This is a genomic window from Streptomyces sp. NPDC005799, assembly GCF_040630525.1.
Lineage (GTDB): Bacteria > Actinomycetota > Actinomycetes > Streptomycetales > Streptomycetaceae > Streptomyces > Streptomyces griseorubiginosus_B.
The window spans coordinates 221955-244410 of the sequence record NZ_JBEXXQ010000007.1; the positions used below are offsets into that span (position 1 = coordinate 221955).

Below are 22456 nucleotides of genomic sequence, written 5' to 3' on the forward strand. Positions count from 1 at the left end.
CCGACATCAGCCCGGCAGTGCCACCGGCCGGCCCGTGCGCAGTGACTCGTACGCCGCCAGTACCACCCGCAGGGACCGCAGGCCCGCCTCCCCGTCCGGGGCAGGGCGTCGGCCGGTGCGGGCGGTGTCGAGGAAGGCGTCGAGCATCGCCGTGTCCAGGTCGTCGCCCCCCGGTTCCCAGCGGGCGCGGGCGGTGGTGGTGTCGAAGCCGTCCAACAGCCGGGGGAAGGCGTCGAGTTCGACGATCGCCCGCTCGCCCACGCAGGTCAGCGTCAGACCGCCCCAGGTCGGATGGTCCCGCGGGTGGCTCCAGCTGCAGTCCACGGCGGCCACCGTGCCGCCGGGGTAGCGGATGGTGACCAGTCCCGCGGTCTCCACGTCCAGGCCGAGGTCGGCGTCCAGGACGGCGTTGGCCTGGGCGTAGACCTCCGCGGCCTGTTCGCCCTCCAGGAGCGCGTCCAGCAGGTCGGCGATGTGCACGGTGTGATCCATCAGCGCGCCGCCGCCTGCGAGTTCGCGGCTGCCGAACCACGGGCTCGAACGGGCCGGATTGCGGCCGTTGTTGGTGCCGTGGACGCTGATCACCCGGCCCAGCGAGCCGTCTGCCACGGCCCGGCGCAGCGCGGCGAAGGCGGAGCCGAAACGGACCGGGTAGGCGGTCATCAGGCCGACCCCGGCACGGGCGCAGGCGTCGATGACGGCGCGGGCGTCGGCCTCGGTGGTGGCCAGCGGCTTCTCGCACAGCACATGGGCACCGGCCGCCGCGGCTCGTTCGACGAGGGCGCGGTGGCGGGCGTTCTCGCTGGTGATGACGACCGCGTCGAGCGGCTGGGCGAACACCTCGTCCCAGGTGGCGGCGTACGGCACGCCGAGCCGCTCGGCGAGGGCCGCGCCGCGGTCCGGGGCGCCGGTCGGGGCGTCGGGGTCGGCGGCGACGAGATCGACGTCCTCGCGCTCGCGCAGCAGGGTGAGGTAGGTGGCGGCGTGGACGTGGGCGAAGGACAGAACGGCGACTTTCACGCGGGGCTCCCCTCGAGACGCACGGCCCGCCCGGTGCGCGCGGACACGGCGGCGGCCTCGGCGATGCGGACGGCCGCCACACCGTCCCCTGCGCTCACTCGAGGCTCGGGCCCGCGCCCGGTGAAGGCGGCGGCGAACTCGGCTATCTGCAGGGCGTACGGGGACTGGCCGAAGTCGCCCGACGGGATGCCGTCGGCCCCGGCGGCGTCCCGGTCGCTGCCGGTGACCCGCAGACCGGGGGAGGCCAGTGAGTCGTGGCTGAGGGTGCCACCGGTACCGGCGACGTGGAACGTGGTGCGGAACGGGGTGGCGGGCGGCGCCCACACACCCACCACCTGGCTGATCACCCCGCTCTTGTGGGTGGAGACGGCGGTACCTCAGGCCACGGCTCCCTCGGGGGCGGGGGAGGTGAGATGGCCGGGCTGGACGGCGTGGACCCGGACCACCTCACCGAACAGCCGGCGCGCGATGTCGAGGTCGCGCGGGCACGACAGGACGGTGCCCCGGGGCCCGGCCGTGCCTCCCGGGGTTGCCGACAGCGCGTGGGCGGATATTCGCTCACCGCTCGGGTAGGACAGTGGTCCAGCGGTCCGCTCGAAGGGACGTGACGTGCAGGGACTGGTCCGCGTGTCCGTCAGCGGGGAGATCGTCGTGGCCAAATACGGGGATCTGATCGACGACGTACTGGAGGAGCCGCTGTACTGCCCCCGCTGCGGTCGCACGACGGGGCTGACCCTGGTGGCTCGCGGGCGCGAGGCGTACCTGGAATGCGCAGAGGGCCACGAATGGACCGACCCCGAGGTGGCCGCCTGCGGGGTGCGGCAACTGCTCCACCTGGGGGCGCAGGGCGCGGAGGGCCGATTTCCGGGCGCGGCGGTCAAGATCGACATGTTGCCGCGGATCACCGAGGACCGGACCCTGTACCCGCCCCCGCCCGACGCCCCCGAGCGTCAACTGCGCTGGGAAGGCCGGGTGGTGACCACGACCGGCATCGCGCCGCTCACCGACTGCCTCCACTGGGCACGGCGACTGTGCGTCTGGGCGGTGCCCACCGACGGAGACGTCTACGAGTGGCTGTACCCGCCCGCGGGCGGCAACGCCCTCGACGCGCACATGACCGTCGTCCTCGTCGCCCTGGCCCTCTACGCGGCCTGCGCCGAACAGGAGCTGCCCCGCTGCGACCAGGTGCCGCTGAGCCCGGTGCTGGACCTGCTGTCGGGTGAGGCACTGCGCCGGGTACGGCCCGCTGGTGTGGGCGGTCGGCTGCGGGTGACCGACGTCCACCGGCTCGCGACCGCGTCGCCGGAGACCTTCGAGCGGTGGCGCCGGGCCGCCCACCGAGTTCTCGACGCGAACCTCGACGACCGGGACCCGGTTCTCCTGGCGGACCGCAACAGGTATCTGCCCACCATGGCTGACGACCTGACCTGGTACGCCCAACAGCCCTGACAGTGTCGGTGGTGCGACACCGGCACACGCGCTTCTGCGTTCCGACGAGCCGCCCCAGCGAAGTCGTGCCAGTGAACGGCCCTTTGCAGCAAAAGAGTTCTCGTCTCGTTGCCTGCGGCGCAGGGGCCCACCGCGGTGTGTCGTGGTACGACAGGTTTGCCGAACCAGCAGACAGCAGACGGGGGTTGAGCATGGCGGCGGAGAACATCGACGATGTCGTGAACGGACTTGCCGACATCGTGCGGGACGCCGGCCGCGCCGGTGACCGGATCGGCTACTTCGCGGCGCTGTACCGGCAGGTGACCGTTGAGGTCCGTTCGGCCATCCACGCCGGGCAGTTCGAGGACGGCGCCCGCATGGACCGCTTCGACACGCACTTCGGCAACCGCTACTTCGAGGCGTACGACGCCTGGCGCCGGGACCAGAGTGGGCCGCGTTGCTGGCGCGAGGCGTTCGGGCTGCTCAAGGACGACGACACCATCATCGTCCAGCACCTGATACTCGGCGTGAACGCGCACATCAACCTCGACCTGGCCGTCGCCGCCGCGCGGACCAGCCCCGGCGAGGACATCCACGCTCTGCGGCACGACTTCCTGCTGATCAACGACATCCTCGGGCGGGTGGTGCTGGCCGTGCAGGACTCGGTCGACGCCCTGTCGCCCTTCATGTCGTTGCTGGACAAGGTCGGCGGCCGCACCGACGAGCGGATCCTCGACTTCAGCATCCGCCAGTCGCGCGAGGAGGCGTGGTACAACGCGGTACTGCTGGCCGGTCAGAGCGATCAGGAGCGTGAGGCCACCATCGAGCGCCTTGACATCCGGGCGGCCGTGCTGGCACGGCTGATCGCGCGGCCTGGTGGTCTGGTTCGGCCGGCTCTGGAGCTGATCCGGCGCACCGAAAGCGATGACGTAGCGGCTGTCATCACGCACCTCGACCAGGCCATGGAGCACGCTTCGGCCCGGTGACAGACACTCACGCCGATCCGTGCCCCGCGGCTCCGTCCGTGCGGTCCTCCCCGCCCTTCCGCGCGTCGGTGCCGTACGCGGCCGGCGCGGGGGACCGCCTCGCGGGCGTAGCGACCGGCGTCGCTGCCGGACGCCTCCTCTCCCACGACCGCGCAGAGCACCCGGACCTCGCCGTCTACGATGAACGCGCACCGGTACCGGAGGCCTCGCGCTCCGGAAGCGAAGGGAGCGGTCGTGCGTCAACTGGGTGAGCGGGAGGCGGAGATCAATGACCGTCTCTGGACCAGGGTGTACACGCCCAACCGCACTCGCCGGCAGTACACGGCGTCCCTGATGCACGAGGCGCTGGGCCGCGATCCGGACCCGGCCGGGACCCTGGTCAGTTTCCTGGAAGAGATGACGCCGGACGAGACGCAGGCGCTACGCTCGGCTCTCCGAAGGGCGAACAGGCGGAGTGAGGCATGATCACAGCCGTGGCGCTGGCCGGATACGCGGTGCTGGTGGGCGCCGTGGCGCCACCCCTGCTGACGCGGGCGCAATGGACTCATCATGCGCCGACCGCCGCGGTTCTGGCCTGGCAGGCGCTCATGGCCACGTTCGTCGTCGCCACCGCCCTGGCCGTCTACCACCTGGCGCTCACCGAGCAGCACGTGCACGACGGGCTGGTCGGACTGCTCACTGCCTGCGGCCTGGCCGCTGACGCGCCCGCGAGTGACGGACCGCCCAGCCTCGGTGACGTGCTGGTGCTCGCCGCTCCTGTGGGTGTCCTCCTGCTGCCGGTGGGCTGGCTCGTCCGTTGCGCCTGGCGGGCCCGGTGTGCCCGCTGGCGCCAGTTGGACATGCTCGCTCTTGTCGGCAGGCCGTCCCCGAAGTACGGTGCCACGGTCGTCGAATACGAGGTTCCGGCCGTGTACTGCCTGCCGGGCCGCCGCTCCCGTGTGGTGGTCACCAGCGGTGCGCTGGACACCCTCTCCGAAGTCCAGCTGCGCGCCGTGCTCGAACACGAACGGGCTCATATCGCCGGGCGGCACCATGTGCCGAAGGTCCTGGTCGACGCCTTTTCCCGAGCCTTTCGGGGTCTTCCGCTGGCCCAGCACGCCAAGGAGCAGACGCACCTGCTGTTGGAAATGATCGCCGACGACCGTGCCCTGCGGTACCACTCCAGGGATGCGCTGGCCAGCGCCATGTACGAGGTCGCGGCAGGGCGGGCACCTCATGGGGCCCTGGGGGCCGGCGGATCGGGCGCCCTCATCCGGCTGCGCCGTATTCTCACGCCGCAACCCAGGCCGAACCGTGCGACGTGGCTGGGCATCCTGGCGGCCACGGTCGTGGCTCCCTTGCTGCCCCTGCTGCTGGCATGCGGGCCCTGACTCACCTGAGCAGGGCCCGCACATCCCTCAATTGCGCTCTCGCGCAGCAGGATCACCTCACCGGGAACCCCCGACCGCCTTCCTGAAAGACGCCGGGGAGCCAGCGCAACGAGCGGGGGCTTCCGGAGTTCCATGAGGTGTCGCAGTCACCCTACTCTTTAATTACTAAGCAGACTAGTTTTACGCCGATCGCGTGACACGTCGCGCTCCGTCGGCACCGTTGTCCACGAGTGGAACACGGCGAGGCGCCCGGTCGTGATCCGGGCGCCTGTGCCAACAAGGTTTCGCCGATGCCTACCTGAAGGCGCGCAGCCGCAGGTTGTTGGTGACTACGAATGCCGAGGAGAACGCCATCGCGGCTCCGGCGATCATCGGGTTGAGCATGCCGAGGGCGGCCAGGGTGCCAATGCTGCCGGTACGAATGCTGCGGGTACGGATGCTGTGGGGGACTGCGTCTTGTCGGGAGCCGTGCTGGTCATGCGTATCTCCAGGGGGGCCGGGACGCGCAGCGTCCGTATTGGCGGAGCGATGGGTCCCGGCACGGGAGGGAGTGCGCGTCGTGCCTCGGGGCTGGGCGCCCCGGGGGGCCGTCAGGCCTGACCGACGAGTTCGTAGCCGGCCTCGTCGACGGCGGCGCGGACGGCCGACTCGTCGAGCGGGGCGGCGGAGGTGACGGTCACCTGGCCGGACTTGGCGACGGCCTGCACCGCGATCACGCCGTCCAGGGCGGCGATCTGCTTGGAGACGGCGCCCTCGCAGTGACCGCAGGTCATGCCTGACACCTGGTAGACGGTGGTGACGCCGGTGGCCCGGATGTCGTGGACGTCGGGCGTGCTGTCGGAGCCAAAGGACGAGCCGCCGCAGCAGGAGCCGGAGGTGGAGGGCGTCTGATCGGTCATGGCTTCATCGGGATTCCTCCGCGGATACCCCCGCCTTCTGGTGGGGGAGGAAACCGACTCCTGCCGAGCAGGGGAGGAAAAGCCGATTCGCCGTCAGGGCGGATCGGCGTTCACCGCCAACCACCCGCAGGTAGGTGGTAGTTTGTGTAGCGTCCGGTCGGCGATGACCAAGCTGGCCGGGCCTACCGCCGGGCTGGCGGGATGTCAGGTCTGTGGAGCTGGCGTAAGACTGTTGGGCGTACCCACGTCCCTTGCCGTTAGTTCGGGGCAGCTGCTGTCTGAGAAGCAGAAAGCTCAACCCGCGAGGGAAGAATCTCCCTGCTTCAGCTGGGAGAGAAGTCAACCTCGGTGTGAACGCGTGGGATCGGTGTGCGGGAGGACGGCGTCCCCGTCCTCCCGGCCCGGCAACAGCATACCCCCAGGGGTATCTGGCCACCCTCTGTCGGTGGGAGTATCCGGACCACAACGTCCGCTGTCGCCGTTGTCCGCCGACGTCGGGGAGTCCGTGGCGTCCATCGCGAGCGCCGGCCGATCGCTTGCAGTCATTGTGTCCGTCGTCAGGTCGCCATCGTCAGCAGCATCCCGGACATGGTCGCGCCCATGCCGACATGGGCCGCCAGGGCGGCCTGCGGGGCGGCGCCGACTTTCCGGCGGCGGCCGTGAGCGGTGCCCTCGCCCGTGCGGGCCTTGTCCCACACCGAGAGTGTGAGGGACGCGAGGAAGACGAGAAGCGTGTCCGGTACGGCGAGCAGCCAGCGACTCCAGGTCCGGCCGGCGGCGAGGTTCTTGTCGGTGCCCCGTATCCGGGCCCAGACGGACGCGCCGATCATCAGGGCGAAGTACACGGCGAGCGCCACGATCACCCAACGCCACAAGGGTATCGACGACGAGGCTGGCACGGCGGCGGAGTCCATGCCGGGCATGTTCATCCCCGGCATGGACTCCATGCCGGCCATGCCCTGCATCCCCTCCATGCCCGAGGTGTCGGTGTTCGCGGCGACATCCTGCATGCCCGGCATGTTCTCCATTCCGGGCATGTCCGCCATCGAGGAGCCCAGAGCCAGCACCGGGCCGGACGATGTGGGCGTCATGGCAAGCGTCATGATCACCATACCGAAGCTTCCCGCGATGAGATGCACCCAGTGGCGGCCGTGCTTCCATCCGCACGTACGGGTGTGCTTGACCGCCAGCGCCGCACCGCCGAGCCCCAGCAGAGTGAACACCACCACCCACCACATGCCGTGGCCCGCGTACCAGGCGACCGTCGCAGGCAGGGCCATGAGGGCCATGCACAGGCCCATGGCCAGTTCACCACCCGCCGCGAACCGGGTCTCGCCTCTGGTGGTCACCACCCGGACGGCGCTGACCGCGGCCACGAGGGCGGCGACTGCCGCGATGGACCAACTGAGAGCCAGGCTTCCCATCATCACCTTCCCGATCGACTGCAGGCCTTCAACTGCTATGGCCCTTAGTACGAACGGCGTGTCGAAGGTGTTCAGCCGGCCGTGGGTACCGTTCTGGGTTCGCGACCGGACCGGGCGACGCCGACGAGGAGCGCCGCGGCCATTCCGTACAGCACCACGGTCGCAACCGTCCGTCCCGCGCCGTACGTCTGCGTCGGCGGCACGTAGACGGGACGCGTCGCCGTGCGCGCCCGCGCGGAACCCTGCTGCACCGCGACCCAGCTCTCCGCCAACCGGTTGCGGGCGTCCCTGAAGGTCGCGTACAGGAACCAGCGGCCGTCGGCGTGCAGCCGGACCGTACCGTGTCCGGTGCCGTCGGAGTCGGAGGTGAGCCGTCCCGTGACCTCTTCTCCGGCGCGCCGGGCGACCAGGCCGGAGGGGCGCAGCCCTGGTTCGTCGGAGGAGAGGGTGACGTCGACCTCGTGCTCCCTGACGAAGGTGCTCCACCGTGCCTCGCCCACGTCGGTGCCCTGCCCGGGATCGTGAGCGAGGGCTCGTGTCGGGGCCAGCAGGGGAAGGGCGAGCAGGACGGCGACGCCGATCGTAGCCACCCGGACCCCGCGGTGCCGGCCGTCCGGCACCCCTTCGGCGACCAGGACGATCAGGGCTGAGCCGCCGACGCCCAGCAGGAACGACGGCGCGATCTGCCCCGCGGGGACGGCCGTGCCGTGCGGCAACACCGGCAACAGGGGGACGTAGATCGCGTGCACGGCCGCCGGGACGACGAGGGTCAGCCACCAGGCGGACGGACGCCATCGCCGTACCAGGTCGGCGGCGAGGGCCACCACGAGCACGGGTGGGACGATGGGCGTGGAATGACCCAGGAGCGCCAGGAAGGCGACCGTCAGTAGACGCGCGGCTGTCAGCAGCAGCGCCGCGCGGACGGACGCGCCAGGCCGGGAATCGAAACGGCGGATGAGCAGGACGGCCAGCGTCACGGCGGCGCTGACGATGGGGAGATACCACACGGCTGGAAACTGCGGCACGTCGGAGTCGTACTCCATGACCGGCACCAAGGCTGCGCCCAGGACCAGGGCTTCTGCGGCCGCGAGTGCGAATCCGCGCCTTTGCTCCAGCGCGACCGCCCGCAGCAGAGTGACGGTCAGGGCGATCGTCGCGACGATGGCCAGGAGATGCGGCGGACTCCACAGGACGGCGTCACGCCCGAAGGCCGTGTGCCATGCCGTGTCGGCGGGGGCCGCGATGCCTATGGACACGCCCGAGACGGTTGCCGAGCGCAGGACCGGCTCCCTCAGAATCCCTCTCACACCCTCCTCGCGGGCGCGCGGCCAGGCCCACAGGGCCAGCGCGCCGAGGGTGACCAGGAGCGAGCCGTAGAGCAGTACGTGGGGTGCGCTCCAGAAGGTGTCCCGGCCGATGTCAGTATGCAGCGAGTCGTCCCAGTAGGTGCTGAACAGCGCGAGTGCGCCACTCGACACCGCGGTCAGGAGGCGGCCCATGCCACTGTCCTCTCTTCGGGGGAGTCCCGTGACTTGCCCACTCCACTTATACCCCCTAGGGGTATTCTTACGCGGGGATTCGCGGATGCTTCTGAGTCGAAGTCGTCGACTGGGGCGTCAATTTGGAGGGTATGGCTGCTCGCTTCGTCGAAGGCGAGTCGGCGCAGGCGCTTACAGGGCTCTGGTCACCGGTCAAGTGCGAGTCGGCGCAGATGGGGGCCGTATGCGGGCTCCGACAGGGCTGTCGCGAACTGGGCGGTGAGGTAGGCCAGGGGGTTGCCCGTGTCATACCAGCGGCCCTCGAGGACCTGTCCGTAGACGGTGTGGCTGCCCGCGTAGGCGCTGATGGCGTCGGTCAGGGAGAGCTCGCCGATCCGCCGCTGGTACCAGCGCTCGGTCTGGGCGCGCAGTTCCTCGATGATGCCGGGGGTGACGACGTATCCGCCGACGGCCGCGTAGGCCGAGGGAGCGTCGTCCGGCTCGGGTTTTTCGACGAGACCGGCGATGTGCAGGAGACCCCCGCCGAGGTCGTCCTTGACCACGGGCACACCGTAGTGCCGGGCGTCGGCGGGGTCCATCGGCATGAGGGCGAGCACCGGGCGGCCGGTCGCCTCGTACGCGGTGATCAGTTGCCGCGTACGCGGTACCTCGGCGACGAAGACGTCGTCCGGCCACAGGACGACCATCGGCTCGGCGACGCTGTGGTGGTTCGCGGCGTTGAGGACGGGGGTGCCGTTGCCGTACGGGCCGTCCTGGTCGAGGTAGGTGATGTGGCCGAGCCGGGACAGTTCGCCGATCTCCTGAACCGCGTCGGCGTACGCGGACTTGCCTTCCGCTCGCAGCCGGGCGACGAGGGCGGGGTCGGGCCGGAAGTGATCCCGGATCAGGTCCTTGCCGCGGCCCGCGCCGACGACGGTGATGTCCGTGATGCCGGAGGCGACGAGTTCGCGCACGGTGTGCTCGATCACGGGTCTGCCGCCGATCGGCAGCATCTGCTTCGGCATCGCCTTCGTCAGCGGAAGGAGACGCGATCCGAGGCCGGCGGCGGGAACGACCGCCCTGCGGATGGTCATCGGGATTCCTCCGTGGATACCCCCGCCTTGGGGCGGGGGAGGAAACGGTCTCCTGCGGAGCAGGGCAGGGAAAGCCGATGCGCCGCCAGGGCGGATTGGCGTTCACCGCCAACCAGCCGCAGGTAGGTGGTGGTTTGTTTGGCGTCCGGTCGGCGATAACCAGGCTGGCCGGGCCTACCGCCGGGCTGGCGGGATGTCAGGTCTGTGGAGCCGGCGTAAGACTGCTGGGCGTATCAACGTCCCTTGCCGTTGGTTCGGGGCAGCTGCTGTCTGAGAAGCAGAAAACTCAACCCGCGAGGGAAGAATCTCCCTGCTTCAGCTGGGGGAGAAGTCAATGCCACCTGCTCCTCATCGTTACCGGTCGTGGCCATAGGGGCAGCGGCCCCTGCCCCGAGCGCGGGCGTCGTCGTCGAGATGGAAATTGGGGTTCTGGTCGGCTTCGTCGTAGTAGCGGTGGAAGACAGGTGTGATGCCGCCGGAGACGGGTGGGACGATCCAGGTCCAGTCGGCCGGCACCGTCCGGCCCGCCCGCTCCTCTTTCTCCAGATGGGTCAGGAAGCGGCGGGATTCCGTGTGATGGTCGCTGATGCGCACGCCCGCCTCGGTGAAGGAGTGCAGGACGGCGACGTTCAGTTCGACCAGGGCGCGGTCGCGCCACAGGGTGGCTTCGTCGCTCGTGTCGAGGCCGAGGCGGGCGGCGACGAGGGCGAGCAGGTTGTAGCGGTCTTCGTCGACGAGGTTGCGGGCGCCGATCTCGGTGCCCATGTACCAGCCGTTGAAGGGGGCGAGGGGGTAGTCGATGCCGCCGATGCGCAGGCGCATGTTGGAGATGGCGGGCAACGCGTGCCAGCGCAGGTCGAGTTCGGCGAACCAGGGATGGTCCGGATGGCGGAGGGGGACTTCGAGGACGGCGTCGGCGGGAAGGTCGAAGAGCTGCGGCTTGGTGTCGTGGGTGGCGATGACCAGGGGCAGGACGTCGAAGGGGCCTCCGGGGCCGTTCCAGCCCATGCGCTGGACCAGGTCGGTGAAGTCCGTGTATGCGGCGTCGCCGACGACGCCGCCGTCAGGCCGGCGGTATCCGGCGTACCGGATGAGCTGGTCGTTCCACACGCGAGGACCGGGGCGGTCGGGGGTGTCGGGGGCGAAGACGGAGATGGTGGGGCGGATGCGCCCGCCGTTGGTGGCGCGGCGCAGGTGGGTGATCAGGTGCTCGTGGATCTCCTCGGGCGTGGTCGCCTCCCGCCGGTCCAAGACCTGCAGGCTGTTCCAGTACAGGCGGCCGATGCAGCGGCTGCTGTTGCGCCAGGCCACGCGTGCGCCGAAGGTGAGCTCCTCGGTGGTGTGGCGGTAGGCGCCGGTCTCGTCGATCTGCCGCTGGACCTGCCGCAGGCGCGTGTGAAGGGGGACCGTCTGATCCGGGTGTTCGCGGTGGTGCTGCCGTACGAAGTCCAGCGCCTCGGTGAGATCCGTCTGGCACGGCGGTGTGGACGGGACAGGAAGGGGGGTGTGGGTGTCCGGGGCGGAGGCGATGCGTGCTGGGAGGGTGTCGGATGAGTTCATCGGGATTCCTCCGTGGATACCCCCGCCTTGGGGCGGGGGAGGAGACGGTCTCCTGCGGAGCAGGGCAGGGAAAGCCGATGCGCCGCCAGGGCGGATTGGCGTTCACCGTCAACCAGCCGCAGGTAAGGGGTAGTTTGTTTGGCGTCCGGTCGGCGATAACCAGGCTGGCCGGGCCTACCGCCGGGCTGGCGGGATGTCAGGTCTGTGGAGCTGGCGTAAGACTGCTGGGCGTATCCACGTCCCTTGCCGTTGGTTCGGGGCAGCTGCTGTCTGAGAAGCAGAAAACTCAACCCGCGAGGGAAGAATCTCCCCGCTTCAGCTGGGGGAGAAGTCAAGGCCTGGTCCTCGTGAGGGGGCGGCGCGGCCCGTGACGGCTGGGGCGGGAGGAGCGGCCGGTGGCCGTCCGCGGCGCGTGGGCGCCCGCGCCGGCCACCGGGGCCGGGGCACCGACGACGGGTCGTGGCCCCGGTGGTGGCGACGGCGCCCACGCGGCTTGGGAGGGCGGACCGTCAGGCGCCACCGGATGAAGCGCCCGCCGTCCGCCCGGCCTTGGGCGTACGGGCGATGGAGGTGCCGAACAGCTCGTCCCAGTACGGGGCGCTGATGCCGAAGCCGCGGGAGTCGTCGCGGAAGTGGTGGCGCATGTGGTATTCCCGCAGGGTGCGCAGCAGGCGGTTCTTGGGCTTGCCGTGGTGAAGGTAGAGATGGAACAGGTCGTAGGCCAGGTAGCCGACGACGTAGCCGGCGCCGAAGACCGGCGGGACGTCCAGCAGTCCGCTGGAGACGTAGAAGGTCGCCGCGACCATGGGGATGCTCAGCAGCGGGCTGAGGATCGAGCGGCGCATGTCCTGCGGGTAGTCGTGGTGGACGCCGTGCAGGACGTAGTGGAGCTTGGCGCCGAAGCCGCGTGGTGGTTCGTAGTGCAGGACGATGCGGTGGCCCCAGTACTCGGACAGCGTCCAGGTGACGTACCCGGCCAGCGCCCAGCCCGCCATGGCCCAGCCGCCGGTGCGGCCCGCGGAGAGTGCCGCGGCCGCCGCGGCGACGGGGGTGAACATCGCGACGGTGGTGACGGGGTGGACGTGGATGAGGCGGTCGACCAGGGCAATGCCGGTGACGGATGGGGCGTTGCCGCGGCGGACGGCGCCCTTGGTGGTCGAGCCCCTGACGATGCTGTTGACGAGGGACGCTCGCTTGGTGGGCGTGGCCATCAGGCGGCCTCCCTCGGCAGCGTGTGGCCCAGGCGGGCCTCGTAGGAGGTGCGGGCCTGGAAGTCGGTGGTGCGCAGCAACTGGTCGGCCTTGAGGAAGCGGCCCATGGCGTCCCGCCAGGGCTGGGGAAGCAGATAGAGCGAGCGGGTGACGGGGTTGGTCCAGCCGGGGACGTAGACGTTGTAGCGGGGGCGGCGCGCGGTGCGCAGGACGGCGGCGGCGATGTCCTGCGGGGTGAGCAGCGGTACGAAGCGGCCCTTGCCGACGCCGGAGGTCAGCTCGGTCCGGGCGGGGATGGGCAGGATGATCGACAGGTCCACGCCGGAGCCGCGCATTTCGGCGCGGGCCGCCTCGGAGAGCCCCACCACACCGTGCTTGGCGGCGGAGTAGGTGGCGCAGCCGGGCAGGCCGACCATGCCGACGGCGGAGACCATGTTGATGATGTGCCCGTGGCCCCGCTCGCGCATCGGGCCCATCGCCGTCTTCATGCCGTTGATGGTGCCGAGCAGGTTGACCTCGATCTGGTGCAGGGTGGCGTCGTCGGTCTCGTGCTCCAGCCGGCTGACGATCATTTCTCCGGCGTTGTTGACGAGGATGTCGACCGGGCCGAGTTCGGCTTCGACGGTCTTCCAGAACTGCTTGACCGACGTCGGATCGGTGACGTCCAGCGGATAGGCGTGTGCGCCGATCTCGCCGGCCACCTTGGCCGCGTACTCGATGGTGCGGGCGCCGATGGCGACCTTCGCGCCCTTGGCGATGAACATCTCGGCGGTGGCGCGGCCGATGCCTCGGCTGCCGCCGGTGATGGCCACGACCTGGTGGGTGAGGTTCCTGGGCATGTTTCCTCCCGGGGAGGTGGGACGAGGTGGATACGGCAGTGGTCAGGACAGGGCGCGGAAGCGGCGTCCGTGCCAGAGCAGGGGGCGGATGCGGGAAGCGCCGAGAGAGCGGATCCGGCCGGTGACGATGGTGTGGTCGCCACCCGGATAGGTGTCCTGGACGTCGCAGGCGAGCCAGGCCGCGGATTCCTCCAGAAGGAGGGCTCCGGACTCGCGACGCGACGGTGCGGCGGCGAAGCGGTTGTGCTGGCCGGTGCCGGGGTCGGCGAACGCCCTGGCGACATCGGCCTGGTCCTCGCGCAGCACGTTCACGGCGAAGGTCCCGTGACTGAGGATGTACTCGAGTGTGCGGCTGCGGTTGGCGATGCAGACCAGGATCAGCGGTGGATCCACGGACAGGGAGCAGACGGCGCTCGCTGTCATTCCGGCCGGTCCGTGGGCACCGTCGGTGGTGATGACGCTCACCGCGGCCGGCAGCTGGGCGAAGACCTCGCGGCACGTACGGTCGGTCGTCCGCTGGGTCAAGGGCGGGGCGTTCGCGGGCCGTTCGGCCTCGGCCACGTGGATCAGGGGGTAGCTGGGGGCGCTGGTCACGGCCGTCGGCTCCCGTCGGGGGCGTCGGCCGGTACCGTCTGCGGCTCGTCCAGCAGGACGTGCGGGCCGAACAGCCCCCGGGCGATCAGGCCCATCGTGTCGAGGAGCGTCCGGGCGGCGATGGGGTCGATGAGCGAGGCGAGGGTGGGGATGCCGAGGTCGAAGACGGCGGTGAAGCGTGCCGTGGTGCCGGGGGAGTCCTGCGACACGTACCAGCCGCCCTCGAAGCGCTCGAAGTCGCCGTCGAGCTGGGTGAACTCGATGCTGAGGGCGGCGGGGTCGATCGTGTCGCGCTCGGACCAGCACAGGACGCCGTTGCGGAAGTTGGCCTGCCAGTGGGAGTCGACGGTGCAGTGGTCGATCTCGACGACCCGCACCTCGCGGATGGCGTCGGTGAACTTCGGGTAGGCGGCGAAGTCGCGGAGTCGCTCGAAGACGGCCAGGGGATTGAGGTCGGGTATGCGGACGTCGAGGGTCACTTCGGGCATGTCAGTGCAGTCCCTTCGTCAGGGCGGTGACCGCGGTGGTGAACGCGGCCGAGATCCAGTCCAGGTCGGAGGGCGTGAGCACGGCGGGCGGAGTCAGCCGTACGACCCGGTGGGCGTTGAGGGAGTGGTTGACCAGCAGGCCGGCCTCCAGCAGGTGCAGCACGAGTTCGCCGGCGAGCTGCTCGTCGCGCATCTCGATGCCGAGCAGCAGGCCCCGGCCGCGTACCGCGCGGACCGCGTCGCCCAGCGGCGCGAGCACGTCCCGCAGCAGGAGGAGCAGGTCCTCGCCCAGCAGCCGGGCCCGGTGCACCAGACCCTCGTCCGCGATGGTCCGGACGGCCGCCTGCGCGGCGGCCATGGCTACGGGCGCTTGGGCGAAGGTGGAGGTGTGCAGGTACGGGTCGCGGTCGAAGGGGGCGTAGGCCTCGGCGGTGGCGACTGCCGCTGCCACGGGGATGACCCCGCCACTGAGGTTCTTGCCCACCAGCAGGACGTCCGGCCGCAGTCCGTCTTCGTCCGCGCCCCACCAGCTGCCGAGCCTGCCGAGGCCGGTCTGGATCTCGTCGAGAACGAAGAACGCCCCATGCGCGGCGCACAGGTGCTGAACGTCGCGGAGGTAGCCGGGCGGCGGCAGGACGACTCCTCCTTCGCCCTGTACGGGCTCGACGACCACGCAGGCGGGCGGTCCGTCGGCGAGGGCGGCCGCCAGTGCCTCGGTGTCGCCGTACGGGACGTGCTCGGAATCCAACAGGGGTCGGAACGGCGCCTGGTACAGCTCCTTGGCCGTCAGCGCCAGCGCTCCGGTGGTCTTGCCGTGGTAGCCGCCGATGGTGGAGATCAGCCGGTGTCTGCCGTGGGCCCGGGCCAGCTTGACGGCCGTCTCCGTCGCCTCGGCACCGGAGTTGACGAAGTGGACGTGGTCCAGGCCGGGCGGCGTCACCTCCGCCAGTGCCGACGCGGCCTGGACGGCCACCGGCTCCAGCAGCAGACGGGTCGCCAGCGGGTGGCGGGTCACCTGGTCGACCACCGCCTCGACGACACGGGGATGGCAGTGGCCGAGCAGGAAGACGCCGTAGCCGCCGCAGTCCACGTACTCCTTGCCGTCGGCGCCGAAGACGCGGGAACCGTAGGAGGTGACCTCCATCGCCCCGCCGGTCAGGGAGGCCAGACGTGCCCGGCCCCGGCCGAGGTGCTTGCGGCAGGCGGCGAGGACCTCGGAGACGGAAGGTTGTGCCGCGGCGGGGGAGACGGTCGGCGCGGTCATGCGGGCACTCCAGCGGCCAGGGGCCGCGTGACGGGGGGCGCGTCGCCCAGCTTCTTGACCCGTGCGAGATGCAGGAGCGTCTGGCGCAGGGCCGCCTCCAGCTCCTCACGGGTCAACGGCGGCGGATCGCCGGGCAGTTCGCCGAGCGAGGTCGGGAAGGTGGGCGCATCGGCGAACAGCGCGGTCATGGCGAGCATGTCGTCGAAGCGGCGCAGTGCCCGCTTGGGGAGCCCCCCGGCCAGGAACACCGGCCGGATCAGGCGGTCGACCATGTCGGTGCCGACGATCCGCGGTATCAGGGTGCTCAGGCCCAGCTCGGTGCAGACACCGGAGACGACCTGGAGGACCTGTTCGGTGTGCAGGGCCTCCCGGCCGGCGGTGACCCACACCTCGCCGTCGCGCCGGTCGGCGGCGATGAGCGCCGCGATCGCGCGGGCCACGACGTCCTGTGGCACGAAGTCGATCAGCGAGGTGGCGGGGAGCGGAACCAGCGGCATCAGGCCGCGCAGCAGCATCAGCAGGATGTTGTGCAGGCCCTGGAAGGCGGCGATCTGCCCGGTGCGGGAGTCGCCGATGACGATGGAGGGCCGGACGATGACCCCCGGGACGCCGGAGGCACGTACGACCTCCTCGCCGGCGCGTTTGGAATCCAGGTAGTCCTCCGGCCGGGCGCCTGCCTCGCCCACGTCGCGACCCATTCGCGAGCGGGTCAGTTCGTGGCGGGCCACGAACGCGGTCGACACGTGGTGGAGGACGGCGCCGGCGTCGGCCGCGAAGTCGACGACCGCACGCGTCCCGGCCTCGTTCAGAGCATGTGTGGCCTCCGGCCCCTGGGTGAAGTCGGTGACCGCAGCGCAGTGCACGACGACATCCACGCGACGGGCGAGATCGGTGTACGTCGCGCGGTCCAGACCCAGGCGGGGCGCGGTGAGGTCGCCACAGACCTGCTGCGCGGCCGCGGGGCACGCGCAGCGGTGGATCAGGGCGATGACCTCGCAGAAGGAGGGGAGTTCGGCGAGCAGGGCGTTGCCGACCACGCCCGAGGCTCCGGTGAGCAGGACGGTGGGAGGGGTGGAAGAAGTCACTTGCTGTACCTCGCGGTGTCGTGGGCGGGGACGGCAGCGCTGCAGGAGGCCGCGGCCGGTCAGGGCCCGCTGTCGGAAAGAGGTGCTCAGGCAGGGATGCGCAAGGGTTCGCCGGCGGCGAAGTAGCGGGCCAGCGTCTCGTGCATCCGGGACCGAGAGGGCGGATGGAAGGCCAGGGCGCGGCAGGCCGAGTGGAGGTAGGCGATGTCGTCGCCGGAGACGAAGGCCATGCCGCCGAGAGCCTCGACGCACACGTCCAGGACCCGGACGATGAGGTCCTGTGTCGCGTACCGGCATACCAGCGCCTGGGCGAGGATCTCGTCGTCGACCGGCCCGTCGGTCGCGCGGGCGGCCAGTCCGCGCAGCATGAGGGCCGCGGACTCGACCGCCGTGACGGCCTGGGCGCCGGCGGCGGCCGGCATGCCGGGCTTGACCAGGACCCGTTCCACCAGGGCCGAGGCCGCACCGAGGTAACTGGCCGTCATGAGTGCTTCGAACCACAGGAATCCGACCGTGTTGAGGCGGTCGAGCCCACCGTCGGCGCCCACGTCGGTACGGACCAGCAGATCGCCGGGGACCTCCACGTCCGCCAGGACGACCTCGTCGCTTTCCGCGCCCGCCAACACGGGGCTCTTCCAGAACGGACGCACGGACAGACCCGGTGTCTTCGCCGGGACGACGGCGACGGCCAGGCGCGGTGTGCCGTCCTCGTCGGGGAAGGGGAAGGACGCGGTGAGCAGGTCCATGGACCAGGCAAGACTGCAGGGCTTCTTCGAGCCGGTCAGCCAGACCTTGTCGCCTTCCACCCGGGCGCTGATCGCGGGGTTGAGGATGCCCTGACCCGTGCGCCCCTCGGCGAACCCGGAGGCCAGGAGCAGGTTGTCCTTGGCGACGGCGGCCAGCAGCATCCACTCCATCCCGCTGCTCTGCGCTGCGGTCTCGACCAGGGAGGCGACGGAGAAGTGGTGCATGGTGGTGGCCACCGCCAGGGACGGCGAGCGAGCACCCACCGCGCGCTGGACGCGTACCGCGGTGAGCAGGTCGGCGCCCTTGCCGCCGTGCTCGGCGGGCACCAGAAGGCCCGGACCGCCCGCGGTGCGGAAGTGGTCGAGTCCCGGGTTGCCGGGTGTCTCCCAGGTCGACAGCGGGGCGGCGGCCAGGGCTTCGTCCAGGCCCGGGAGGAGGTCGGTGAGGGTGGCGCGTTCGTGTTCCAGAAAGTGCATTTCCGCGAGCCTTACGTCGTCGAGGGAAGATCGCCGGAATGTCTGGAGCGGGCGGAAGCGGCCGAGGCCCTGTCCCGCTGGCTGCCCCCAAACCTAGGAAGCGGTGTTGCAAGAGGCCTTCAGATGGCTGGCAGAGGTGCTTAAGAGCTGCGACATGGATCAGGCAGGAGAACTGCACATCGCTTGAAGGTGTCAGGAGAACTTCGGCTGCTCGGCTTCCGCCTCGGCCTTCAGCGCGGCCAGGGTGAGTTCGATGTTGCGCCGGCTGTGCTCGGCCCGGTCCAGCACGCCGGTGGTGATCAGGCAGAGCAGCACCATGGCCGTGCCGCGCAGGTCGCGGGTGCTCTCGGTGACCCGGCTTCCCCGGGGCGTCGGGACGATGTCGTAGCGCCACACGGAGACCGGTGAGCCGAGGCAGGAGACGCGGAACACCAGCCGGTCGTGCGGTACCGCTTCCAGCACGGTGGTGGTCGTACGCCACCGCCAGGGGCCGTTGCGGTTCCAGGCCCGGAAGGTCATGCCGGGGGAGAGGCGAACGTCTGCGGCGCGGGCCGGAACGCGGGTCTCGGCGACGAACCGCTCCCAGCGGGCAAGGTCGGTGAGAATGCCGTACACCGTGGTCGGATCGGCAGCGATCTCGATGCTGCCCACCAGGGTCGCCTCGCGCACGACGCTCCTTTCGATGCCGGCTGTAAGCGCTCGTCGGGACCGGGCCCGAGGGGGCGGGTTCGCCTGCGGCGTCACGTGGCCTCCGGTGGGGGAGACCTGCCGACCTGCGGGTGCGCGCAGGGATCAGCCATGACGCTACTGAACCCAACTGCAGGCCATTGCCAGGCGGTGTTCAAAAGATGTGCAACTCCATTGCACTACGAGTCTGCTTAGGACTTGGTTAGACTTGAAGTAGGCGTTTGAATATGCAACTTGATCAGATTGTTCCGGGGGGATCATGCGTGTTCTGCTGGTCGAAGATGACGAACATGTCGCCGACGCCCTGACCGCGGCGATGCGCCAATTCGGGCATGACATCCTGACCGCGCCCACGGCGGCCGAGGCGCTGACCAAACTGGAGGGCTGCGAGCTGGTCCTTCTCGACCTCGGCCTGCCGGACTTGGACGGCGTCGAGGTCTGCAAGCGCATACGCGCCCGCTCCGCCGTACCGGTCATCGTGCTCACCGCCCGCGCCGACGAGATCGACAAGGTTCTGGGGTTGCAGGCCGGGGCCGACGACTACGTCGTCAAGCCGTACTCCGTGCACGAGCTGCGGGCACGCATGGAGGCGGTCCTGCGCCGGACCTGCCGCTGTGGCCTCGGCTCGCACGACAATGCCCCGTGCACCGCCGAGCGCCGGGACGTCATCAACGTGGGACCGCTCAGCCTCGACCTGCGCAGTCGCAGCGTCACCCTGAGCGGCGAGCCCCTCCAACTCACCCGCAAGGAGTTCGAGTTGCTCGCCATGCTGGTGGAGGAACCGGACACCTTGCACACCCGGGAGGACATCATCTCCCGTGTGTGGGACGAGAACTGGTTCGGCTCGACACGCACCCTCGACGTCCACATAGGCACATTGCGCCGGAAACTCGGATCATACGACTGGATCGAGACGCAGCGCGGCGTGGGATTCCGCCTCGGTTCCCCGTCGACCACCTGACAGCGCCCGGGCAGCAAGCCACGTAAGAAAGGGCGCACATGCAGCGTCGTCTGCTGATCGTCTACCTCACGCTCACCGCCGTGATCCTGCTGGCCACAGAGATCCCGCTCGGCCTGAACCTGGCCATGAACAACTACCACCACCTGGTGATCCGGCAGGTCTCCAATGCCTTCTCGCTCGCCTCGGCGGCCGAGGCGACCGGCGGTGCCGCCCCGGACGCGGCCTGGAAGGCGCGGGCAAAGGCCTACAGCGAAAAGAACGACGCCGTGGTCCTGCTCTTCGACGACCAGGGCCGCAGGACCTACTCCACCCGGCCCGGCACGAAGATCAGCGATCCGGAGTGGCGGCGGACCCTGCTCGGCGCGCTCGTCGGAGAGAGCACCGTGCCGCTGGACTACTCCTTCAACATCAGCGCCCGTCCGCTGTTCGTGGCCGAGCCGGTGCTGAAGCGGGGGCGGCCGGTGGGATCGGTCGCGACCATCTCGCCGACGACGTCGCTGCGTTCGCAGGTCACTCAGGACGCGTTGCTGCTGCTGGGAGTGGCCGTCGCGGGGCTCCTGGCCGCGGCCGCCGTGGGGATACCGCTCGTACGATGGAGCCTGCGGCCGGCCCGGCAATTGCAGGCGGCGGTCCGGCAGATCGCCCAGGGGCAGTACTCGGTGCGTGCCACCGCGGACCGTGGTCCGCCCGAGTTGCGGGAACTGGCCGAAGCGGTGAACGGCATGACGGACCGCCTGGTCTCGGTACTGGAGGCGCAGCGTTGTTTCGTGGCCGACGCCTCGCACCAGATGCGCAACCCGCTGACGGCACTGCGCGTGCGGGTCGAGGCCCTGGAGGCCGTCGTCCCCGAGGACGGGCAGGAGAACCTGGCCGTCGCGGTCGCCGAGGCGGACCGCCTGAGCCGCATCCTGGACGAGCTCCTGGTACTGGCGAACGCCGCCACCGTCGACGGCGGATCGAGCACGATCGACGTCCGGGCCGTCGTGGAGTCGCGGGCGAGAGCGTTGAGCAGCCGGGCGGAGGAAGCGGACGTCACGATCGCGGTCCAGGGGCGCGGCGCGCCCGCCAGATGCCTTCCCGGGGCGCTGGACCAGGTGCTCGACGTCCTGTTGGACAACGCCCTCGGATTCTCGCCGCCGGGCGGCCGGGTGACCGTGCGCATCCGCTCCGACGACACCTCGGTGTACGTGGAGGTCGAGGACCAGGGGCCCGGAATGTCGCCCCAGGAGAAGGAACGGGCCACCGACCGGTTCTGGCGCGGACGTCAGCCCGGCCGCCGCAGCGGCTCCGGCCTGGGGCTGGCCATCGCCAAGGCGCTGCTCAAGGCCGGCGGGGCGGAGCTGGAACTGGACGACGCCGAGCCACGCGGTCTTCTCGCCCGCGCGGTCCTCCCCCGCGTCGTGCCCGCGACGGCGCTGCCCGGCCGTGACCGGAGGGCCGTGAGCCCTGACGGGCCCGCCGGGGAGCGGAAACCGGCCCGTCAGGGCGATGCGGGAGGTGGGGGCGGTGAGACCGGGGGGTGAGTCAGACCTGGGCGGCGACCAACTTCGCCAGCTCGTCGGCGGCCGCCTGAGCACCGCCGGCGGCCCTGAGCTGTTCCGCCACGCGTACGGCCTGCTGCTTCTTCCCCACCGCCTGCCGTACCGCCTCCCGCAGGCGCCGCGGATTCAGGCGCCCGGCGGGCACGCGTGTTCCGGCACCCGCGAGTTCGACCCGCCGCGCGACCTCCAGTTGGTCCCGGCCGAACGGCACGATGCATACCGGCACCCCGGCCAGCAGGGACTTCTGGGTGATGCCCATGCCGCCGTGGCACACCACAGCCGCGGCCTTCCGCAGCACCAGGCTGTGGGGCACGAAGCGGTGCAGGTGCGCGTTGGCAGGGGCGCGGAAGCGGGCCGGATCGATGGACGCTGTGGTGACCACGACGTCGTACGGCTCGTCGGCCAGGGCGTCGAGGGCCGCCTGGATCAGCTTGGCGTCGTCCTGGAACACCGTGGAGACGGTCACCAGGACCACCGGCCGGTTGAGAGAGGCCAGCCACTCCGGCTCATCGGTGTCGGAAGCGGGATCCCAGCTGCTGGGGCCCACGAAGTGCACGGACGACTGGAGCAGAGGACGGGGGTACTCCAACGGCTGGGCGGTGTACGACAGGATGAGCGGTGCCGTCATGTACAGGTCCGGGACGTGCTTCACCGTGGCCAGCCCCAGATCGCGCCGCAGCTTGTTCACCGCCCTCGGCGCGGCGAACAGCGGCAAGGCGCTCTGCCGCAGTATCCCGTCGCGCAGCCGGCCCGGCCAGCCGGCCGCAGGCCTCAATCCGAGCCCGAACGGCGGCGCGTCCGGGGTGGTCAGCGGCAGCAGGAAGGTGGCCAACTGCGCCCACGGCAGGCCGGACGCCTGCGCAACGGCGGCGGCGCCCCAGCAGTTGTTGTCCAGGGCGATGACGTCCGGCCGCCACGTGGCGATGGCGTCCTGCATGTCGGTGACCTCGTGCCGGGCCCGGTCGACGTACATGGCCACCGAGCGGCGCATCGCCCCGATCGGGGTGACGGCCTTCCAGGTGTCGTCCTCCCGCTGCTCGATCTCGGGGTGGACGGCCGCCGCGCCGAAGCCGAGTCCGCGCAGCGTCTCCAGAGTGGACTCCTCGGCGAACACGACCAGTTCGTGCCCGCGTTCCCGCAGTTCGAGCAAGGTCGGGATGAGCGGGTACACGTGGCCGCTGCCCGGTGCGGTGTAGACGAGAAATCGGCTCATCGGGGCTCTCCTTCGTGGATACCGCCGGCTTTGGCCGGGGGAGGAAACGAAGCTCCTGCGGAGCGGGGCAGGGAAAACCGGTTCGCCGCCA

The 22456-nt window shown here is 70.5% G+C and carries 22 protein-coding genes; 6 read left to right on the forward strand and 16 right to left on the reverse strand.

Going from position 1 to position 22456, the window contains the following annotated elements:
• Nucleotides 1-6 precede the first annotated feature (6 nt).
• Entirely contained in the window at nucleotides 7-1020 is a 1014-nt protein-coding gene (locus ABZ453_RS09730; RefSeq protein WP_359013351.1) for a Gfo/Idh/MocA family oxidoreductase, read from the reverse strand.
• Entirely contained in the window at nucleotides 1017-1367 is a 351-nt protein-coding gene (locus ABZ453_RS09735) for a hypothetical protein (RefSeq protein WP_359013353.1), read from the reverse strand. The genes ABZ453_RS09730 and ABZ453_RS09735 overlap by 4 nt, the downstream gene beginning before the upstream one ends.
• Before the next feature lie 262 nt (nucleotides 1368-1629).
• Here ABZ453_RS09735 and ABZ453_RS09740 point away from each other — a divergent pair, with 262 nt between their 5' ends.
• From ABZ453_RS09740 to ABZ453_RS09755, 4 genes are all read left to right on the forward strand, one after another.
• Nucleotides 1630-2469: a hypothetical protein gene (locus ABZ453_RS09740; protein ID WP_359013354.1), complete on the forward strand. Its 840-nt coding sequence runs from the start codon at nucleotides 1630-1632 to the stop codon at nucleotides 2467-2469.
• A gap of 191 nt (nucleotides 2470-2660) precedes the next feature.
• The gene (locus tag ABZ453_RS09745; protein ID WP_359013356.1) at nucleotides 2661-3434 is read left to right on the forward strand and encodes a DUF5995 family protein; all 774 of its coding nucleotides are present in this window, start codon (nucleotides 2661-2663) and stop codon (nucleotides 3432-3434) included.
• A 234-nt stretch (nucleotides 3435-3668) separates the two neighbouring features.
• Nucleotides 3669-3899 carry a hypothetical protein gene (locus ABZ453_RS09750; RefSeq protein WP_359013358.1) on the forward strand — a complete coding sequence of 77 codons (231 nt, stop codon included), beginning with the start codon at nucleotides 3669-3671 and terminating at the stop codon, nucleotides 3897-3899.
• Nucleotides 3896-4804, forward strand: coding sequence for a M56 family metallopeptidase (locus ABZ453_RS09755; protein ID WP_359013360.1), 909 nt, complete (start codon nucleotides 3896-3898; stop codon nucleotides 4802-4804). Before ABZ453_RS09750 ends, ABZ453_RS09755 begins: the two co-directional genes overlap by 4 nt.
• Nucleotides 4805-5394: 590 nt before the next feature.
• Here ABZ453_RS09755 and ABZ453_RS09760 read toward each other — a convergent pair.
• The 13 genes from ABZ453_RS09760 to ABZ453_RS09820 all read right to left on the reverse strand — a co-directional run bounded on the left by ABZ453_RS09760 (nucleotide 5395) and on the right by ABZ453_RS09820 (nucleotide 18632).
• Nucleotides 5395-5703 (reverse strand): heavy-metal-associated domain-containing protein, encoded by a 309-nt coding sequence (locus ABZ453_RS09760; RefSeq protein ID WP_359013362.1) that lies wholly within the window; start codon nucleotides 5701-5703, stop codon nucleotides 5395-5397.
• A 557-nt stretch (nucleotides 5704-6260) separates the two neighbouring features.
• The gene (locus tag ABZ453_RS09765) at nucleotides 6261-7130 is read right to left on the reverse strand and encodes a DUF5134 domain-containing protein (RefSeq protein WP_359013363.1); all 870 of its coding nucleotides are present in this window, start codon (nucleotides 7128-7130) and stop codon (nucleotides 6261-6263) included.
• A 68-nt stretch (nucleotides 7131-7198) separates the two neighbouring features.
• Nucleotides 7199-8626 carry a hypothetical protein gene (locus ABZ453_RS09770; protein WP_359013365.1) on the reverse strand — a complete coding sequence of 476 codons (1428 nt, stop codon included), beginning with the start codon at nucleotides 8624-8626 and terminating at the stop codon, nucleotides 7199-7201.
• 185 nt (nucleotides 8627-8811) lie between these two features.
• The gene (locus ABZ453_RS09775; protein ID WP_359013406.1) at nucleotides 8812-9705 is read right to left on the reverse strand and encodes a sugar phosphate nucleotidyltransferase; all 894 of its coding nucleotides are present in this window, start codon (nucleotides 9703-9705) and stop codon (nucleotides 8812-8814) included.
• Nucleotides 9706-10053: 348 nt separating this feature from the next.
• Nucleotides 10054-11259 (reverse strand): nitric oxide synthase oxygenase, encoded by a 1206-nt coding sequence (locus tag ABZ453_RS09780; RefSeq protein ID WP_359013367.1) that lies wholly within the window; start codon nucleotides 11257-11259, stop codon nucleotides 10054-10056.
• 509 nt (nucleotides 11260-11768) lie between these two features.
• Nucleotides 11769-12470, reverse strand: a complete 702-nt coding sequence (locus ABZ453_RS09785; protein ID WP_359013369.1) for a sterol desaturase family protein — start codon at nucleotides 12468-12470, stop codon at nucleotides 11769-11771.
• Nucleotides 12470-13309: an SDR family oxidoreductase gene (locus ABZ453_RS09790; RefSeq protein WP_359013371.1), complete on the reverse strand. Its 840-nt coding sequence runs from the start codon at nucleotides 13307-13309 to the stop codon at nucleotides 12470-12472. Before ABZ453_RS09790 ends, ABZ453_RS09785 begins: the two co-directional genes overlap by 1 nt.
• 42 nt (nucleotides 13310-13351) lie before the next feature.
• Entirely contained in the window at nucleotides 13352-13903 is a 552-nt protein-coding gene (locus ABZ453_RS09795) for a flavin reductase family protein (RefSeq protein ID WP_359013373.1), read from the reverse strand.
• Entirely contained in the window at nucleotides 13900-14391 is a 492-nt protein-coding gene (locus ABZ453_RS09800; RefSeq protein ID WP_359013375.1) for an SRPBCC family protein, read from the reverse strand. The genes ABZ453_RS09795 and ABZ453_RS09800 overlap by 4 nt, the downstream gene beginning before the upstream one ends.
• Before the next feature lies 1 nt (nucleotide 14392).
• Entirely contained in the window at nucleotides 14393-15655 is a 1263-nt protein-coding gene (locus ABZ453_RS09805) for an aminotransferase class III-fold pyridoxal phosphate-dependent enzyme (RefSeq protein WP_359013377.1), read from the reverse strand.
• Nucleotides 15652-16740, reverse strand: coding sequence for an SDR family oxidoreductase (locus tag ABZ453_RS09810; RefSeq protein WP_359013379.1), 1089 nt, complete (start codon nucleotides 16738-16740; stop codon nucleotides 15652-15654). The genes ABZ453_RS09805 and ABZ453_RS09810 overlap by 4 nt, the downstream gene beginning before the upstream one ends.
• Nucleotides 16741-16826: 86 nt before the next feature.
• On the reverse strand, nucleotides 16827-17963 hold the full coding sequence (locus ABZ453_RS09815) for an acyl-CoA dehydrogenase family protein (RefSeq protein WP_359013381.1): 1137 nt from the start codon (nucleotides 17961-17963) through the stop codon (nucleotides 16827-16829).
• Between the two features lie 192 nt (nucleotides 17964-18155).
• Nucleotides 18156-18632, reverse strand: coding sequence for an SRPBCC family protein (locus ABZ453_RS09820; protein ID WP_359013383.1), 477 nt, complete (start codon nucleotides 18630-18632; stop codon nucleotides 18156-18158).
• Nucleotides 18633-18909: 277 nt separating this feature from the next.
• Here ABZ453_RS09820 and ABZ453_RS09825 point away from each other — a divergent pair, with 277 nt between their 5' ends.
• Together ABZ453_RS09825 and ABZ453_RS09830 are read left to right on the forward strand one after the other, a co-directional pair.
• Nucleotides 18910-19611 (forward strand): response regulator transcription factor, encoded by a 702-nt coding sequence (locus ABZ453_RS09825; RefSeq protein WP_359013385.1) that lies wholly within the window; start codon nucleotides 18910-18912, stop codon nucleotides 19609-19611.
• A gap of 38 nt (nucleotides 19612-19649) precedes the next feature.
• The gene (locus ABZ453_RS09830; RefSeq protein WP_359013387.1) at nucleotides 19650-21134 is read left to right on the forward strand and encodes a HAMP domain-containing sensor histidine kinase; all 1485 of its coding nucleotides are present in this window, start codon (nucleotides 19650-19652) and stop codon (nucleotides 21132-21134) included.
• 1 nt (nucleotide 21135) lies between these two features.
• Here the strand turns inward: ABZ453_RS09830 and ABZ453_RS09835 are convergent, their stop codons facing one another.
• The gene (locus tag ABZ453_RS09835) at nucleotides 21136-22365 is read right to left on the reverse strand and encodes a glycosyltransferase (RefSeq protein WP_359013389.1); all 1230 of its coding nucleotides are present in this window, start codon (nucleotides 22363-22365) and stop codon (nucleotides 21136-21138) included.
• Nucleotides 22366-22456 lie beyond the last annotated feature (91 nt).

Coding starts and splice junctions, on each gene's coding strand:
- ABZ453_RS09745 (WP_359013356.1), top strand. CDS start 2,661: ATGGCGGCGGAGAACATCGACGATGTCGTGAACGGACTTGCCGACATC.
- ABZ453_RS09755 (WP_359013360.1), top strand. CDS start 3,896: ATGATCACAGCCGTGGCGCTGGCCGGATACGCGGTGCTGGTGGGCGCC.
- ABZ453_RS09760 (WP_359013362.1), bottom strand. CDS start 5,703: ATGACCGATCAGACGCCCTCCACCTCCGGCTCCTGCTGCGGCGGCTCG.
- ABZ453_RS09765 (WP_359013363.1), bottom strand. CDS start 7,130: ATGATGGGAAGCCTGGCTCTCAGTTGGTCCATCGCGGCAGTCGCCGCC.
- ABZ453_RS09770 (WP_359013365.1), bottom strand. CDS start 8,626: ATGGGCCGCCTCCTGACCGCGGTGTCGAGTGGCGCACTCGCGCTGTTC.
- ABZ453_RS09780 (WP_359013367.1), bottom strand. CDS start 11,259: ATGAACTCATCCGACACCCTCCCAGCACGCATCGCCTCCGCCCCGGAC.
- ABZ453_RS09785 (WP_359013369.1), bottom strand. CDS start 12,470: ATGGCCACGCCCACCAAGCGAGCGTCCCTCGTCAACAGCATCGTCAGG.
- ABZ453_RS09790 (WP_359013371.1), bottom strand. CDS start 13,309: ATGCCCAGGAACCTCACCCACCAGGTCGTGGCCATCACCGGCGGCAGC.
- ABZ453_RS09800 (WP_359013375.1), bottom strand. CDS start 14,391: ATGCCCGAAGTGACCCTCGACGTCCGCATACCCGACCTCAATCCCCTG.
- ABZ453_RS09805 (WP_359013377.1), bottom strand. CDS start 15,655: ATGACCGCGCCGACCGTCTCCCCCGCCGCGGCACAACCTTCCGTCTCC.
- ABZ453_RS09815 (WP_359013381.1), bottom strand. CDS start 17,963: ATGCACTTTCTGGAACACGAACGCGCCACCCTCACCGACCTCCTCCCG.
- ABZ453_RS09825 (WP_359013385.1), top strand. CDS start 18,910: ATGCGTGTTCTGCTGGTCGAAGATGACGAACATGTCGCCGACGCCCTG.
- ABZ453_RS09830 (WP_359013387.1), top strand. CDS start 19,650: ATGCAGCGTCGTCTGCTGATCGTCTACCTCACGCTCACCGCCGTGATC.
- ABZ453_RS09835 (WP_359013389.1), bottom strand. CDS start 22,365: ATGAGCCGATTTCTCGTCTACACCGCACCGGGCAGCGGCCACGTGTAC.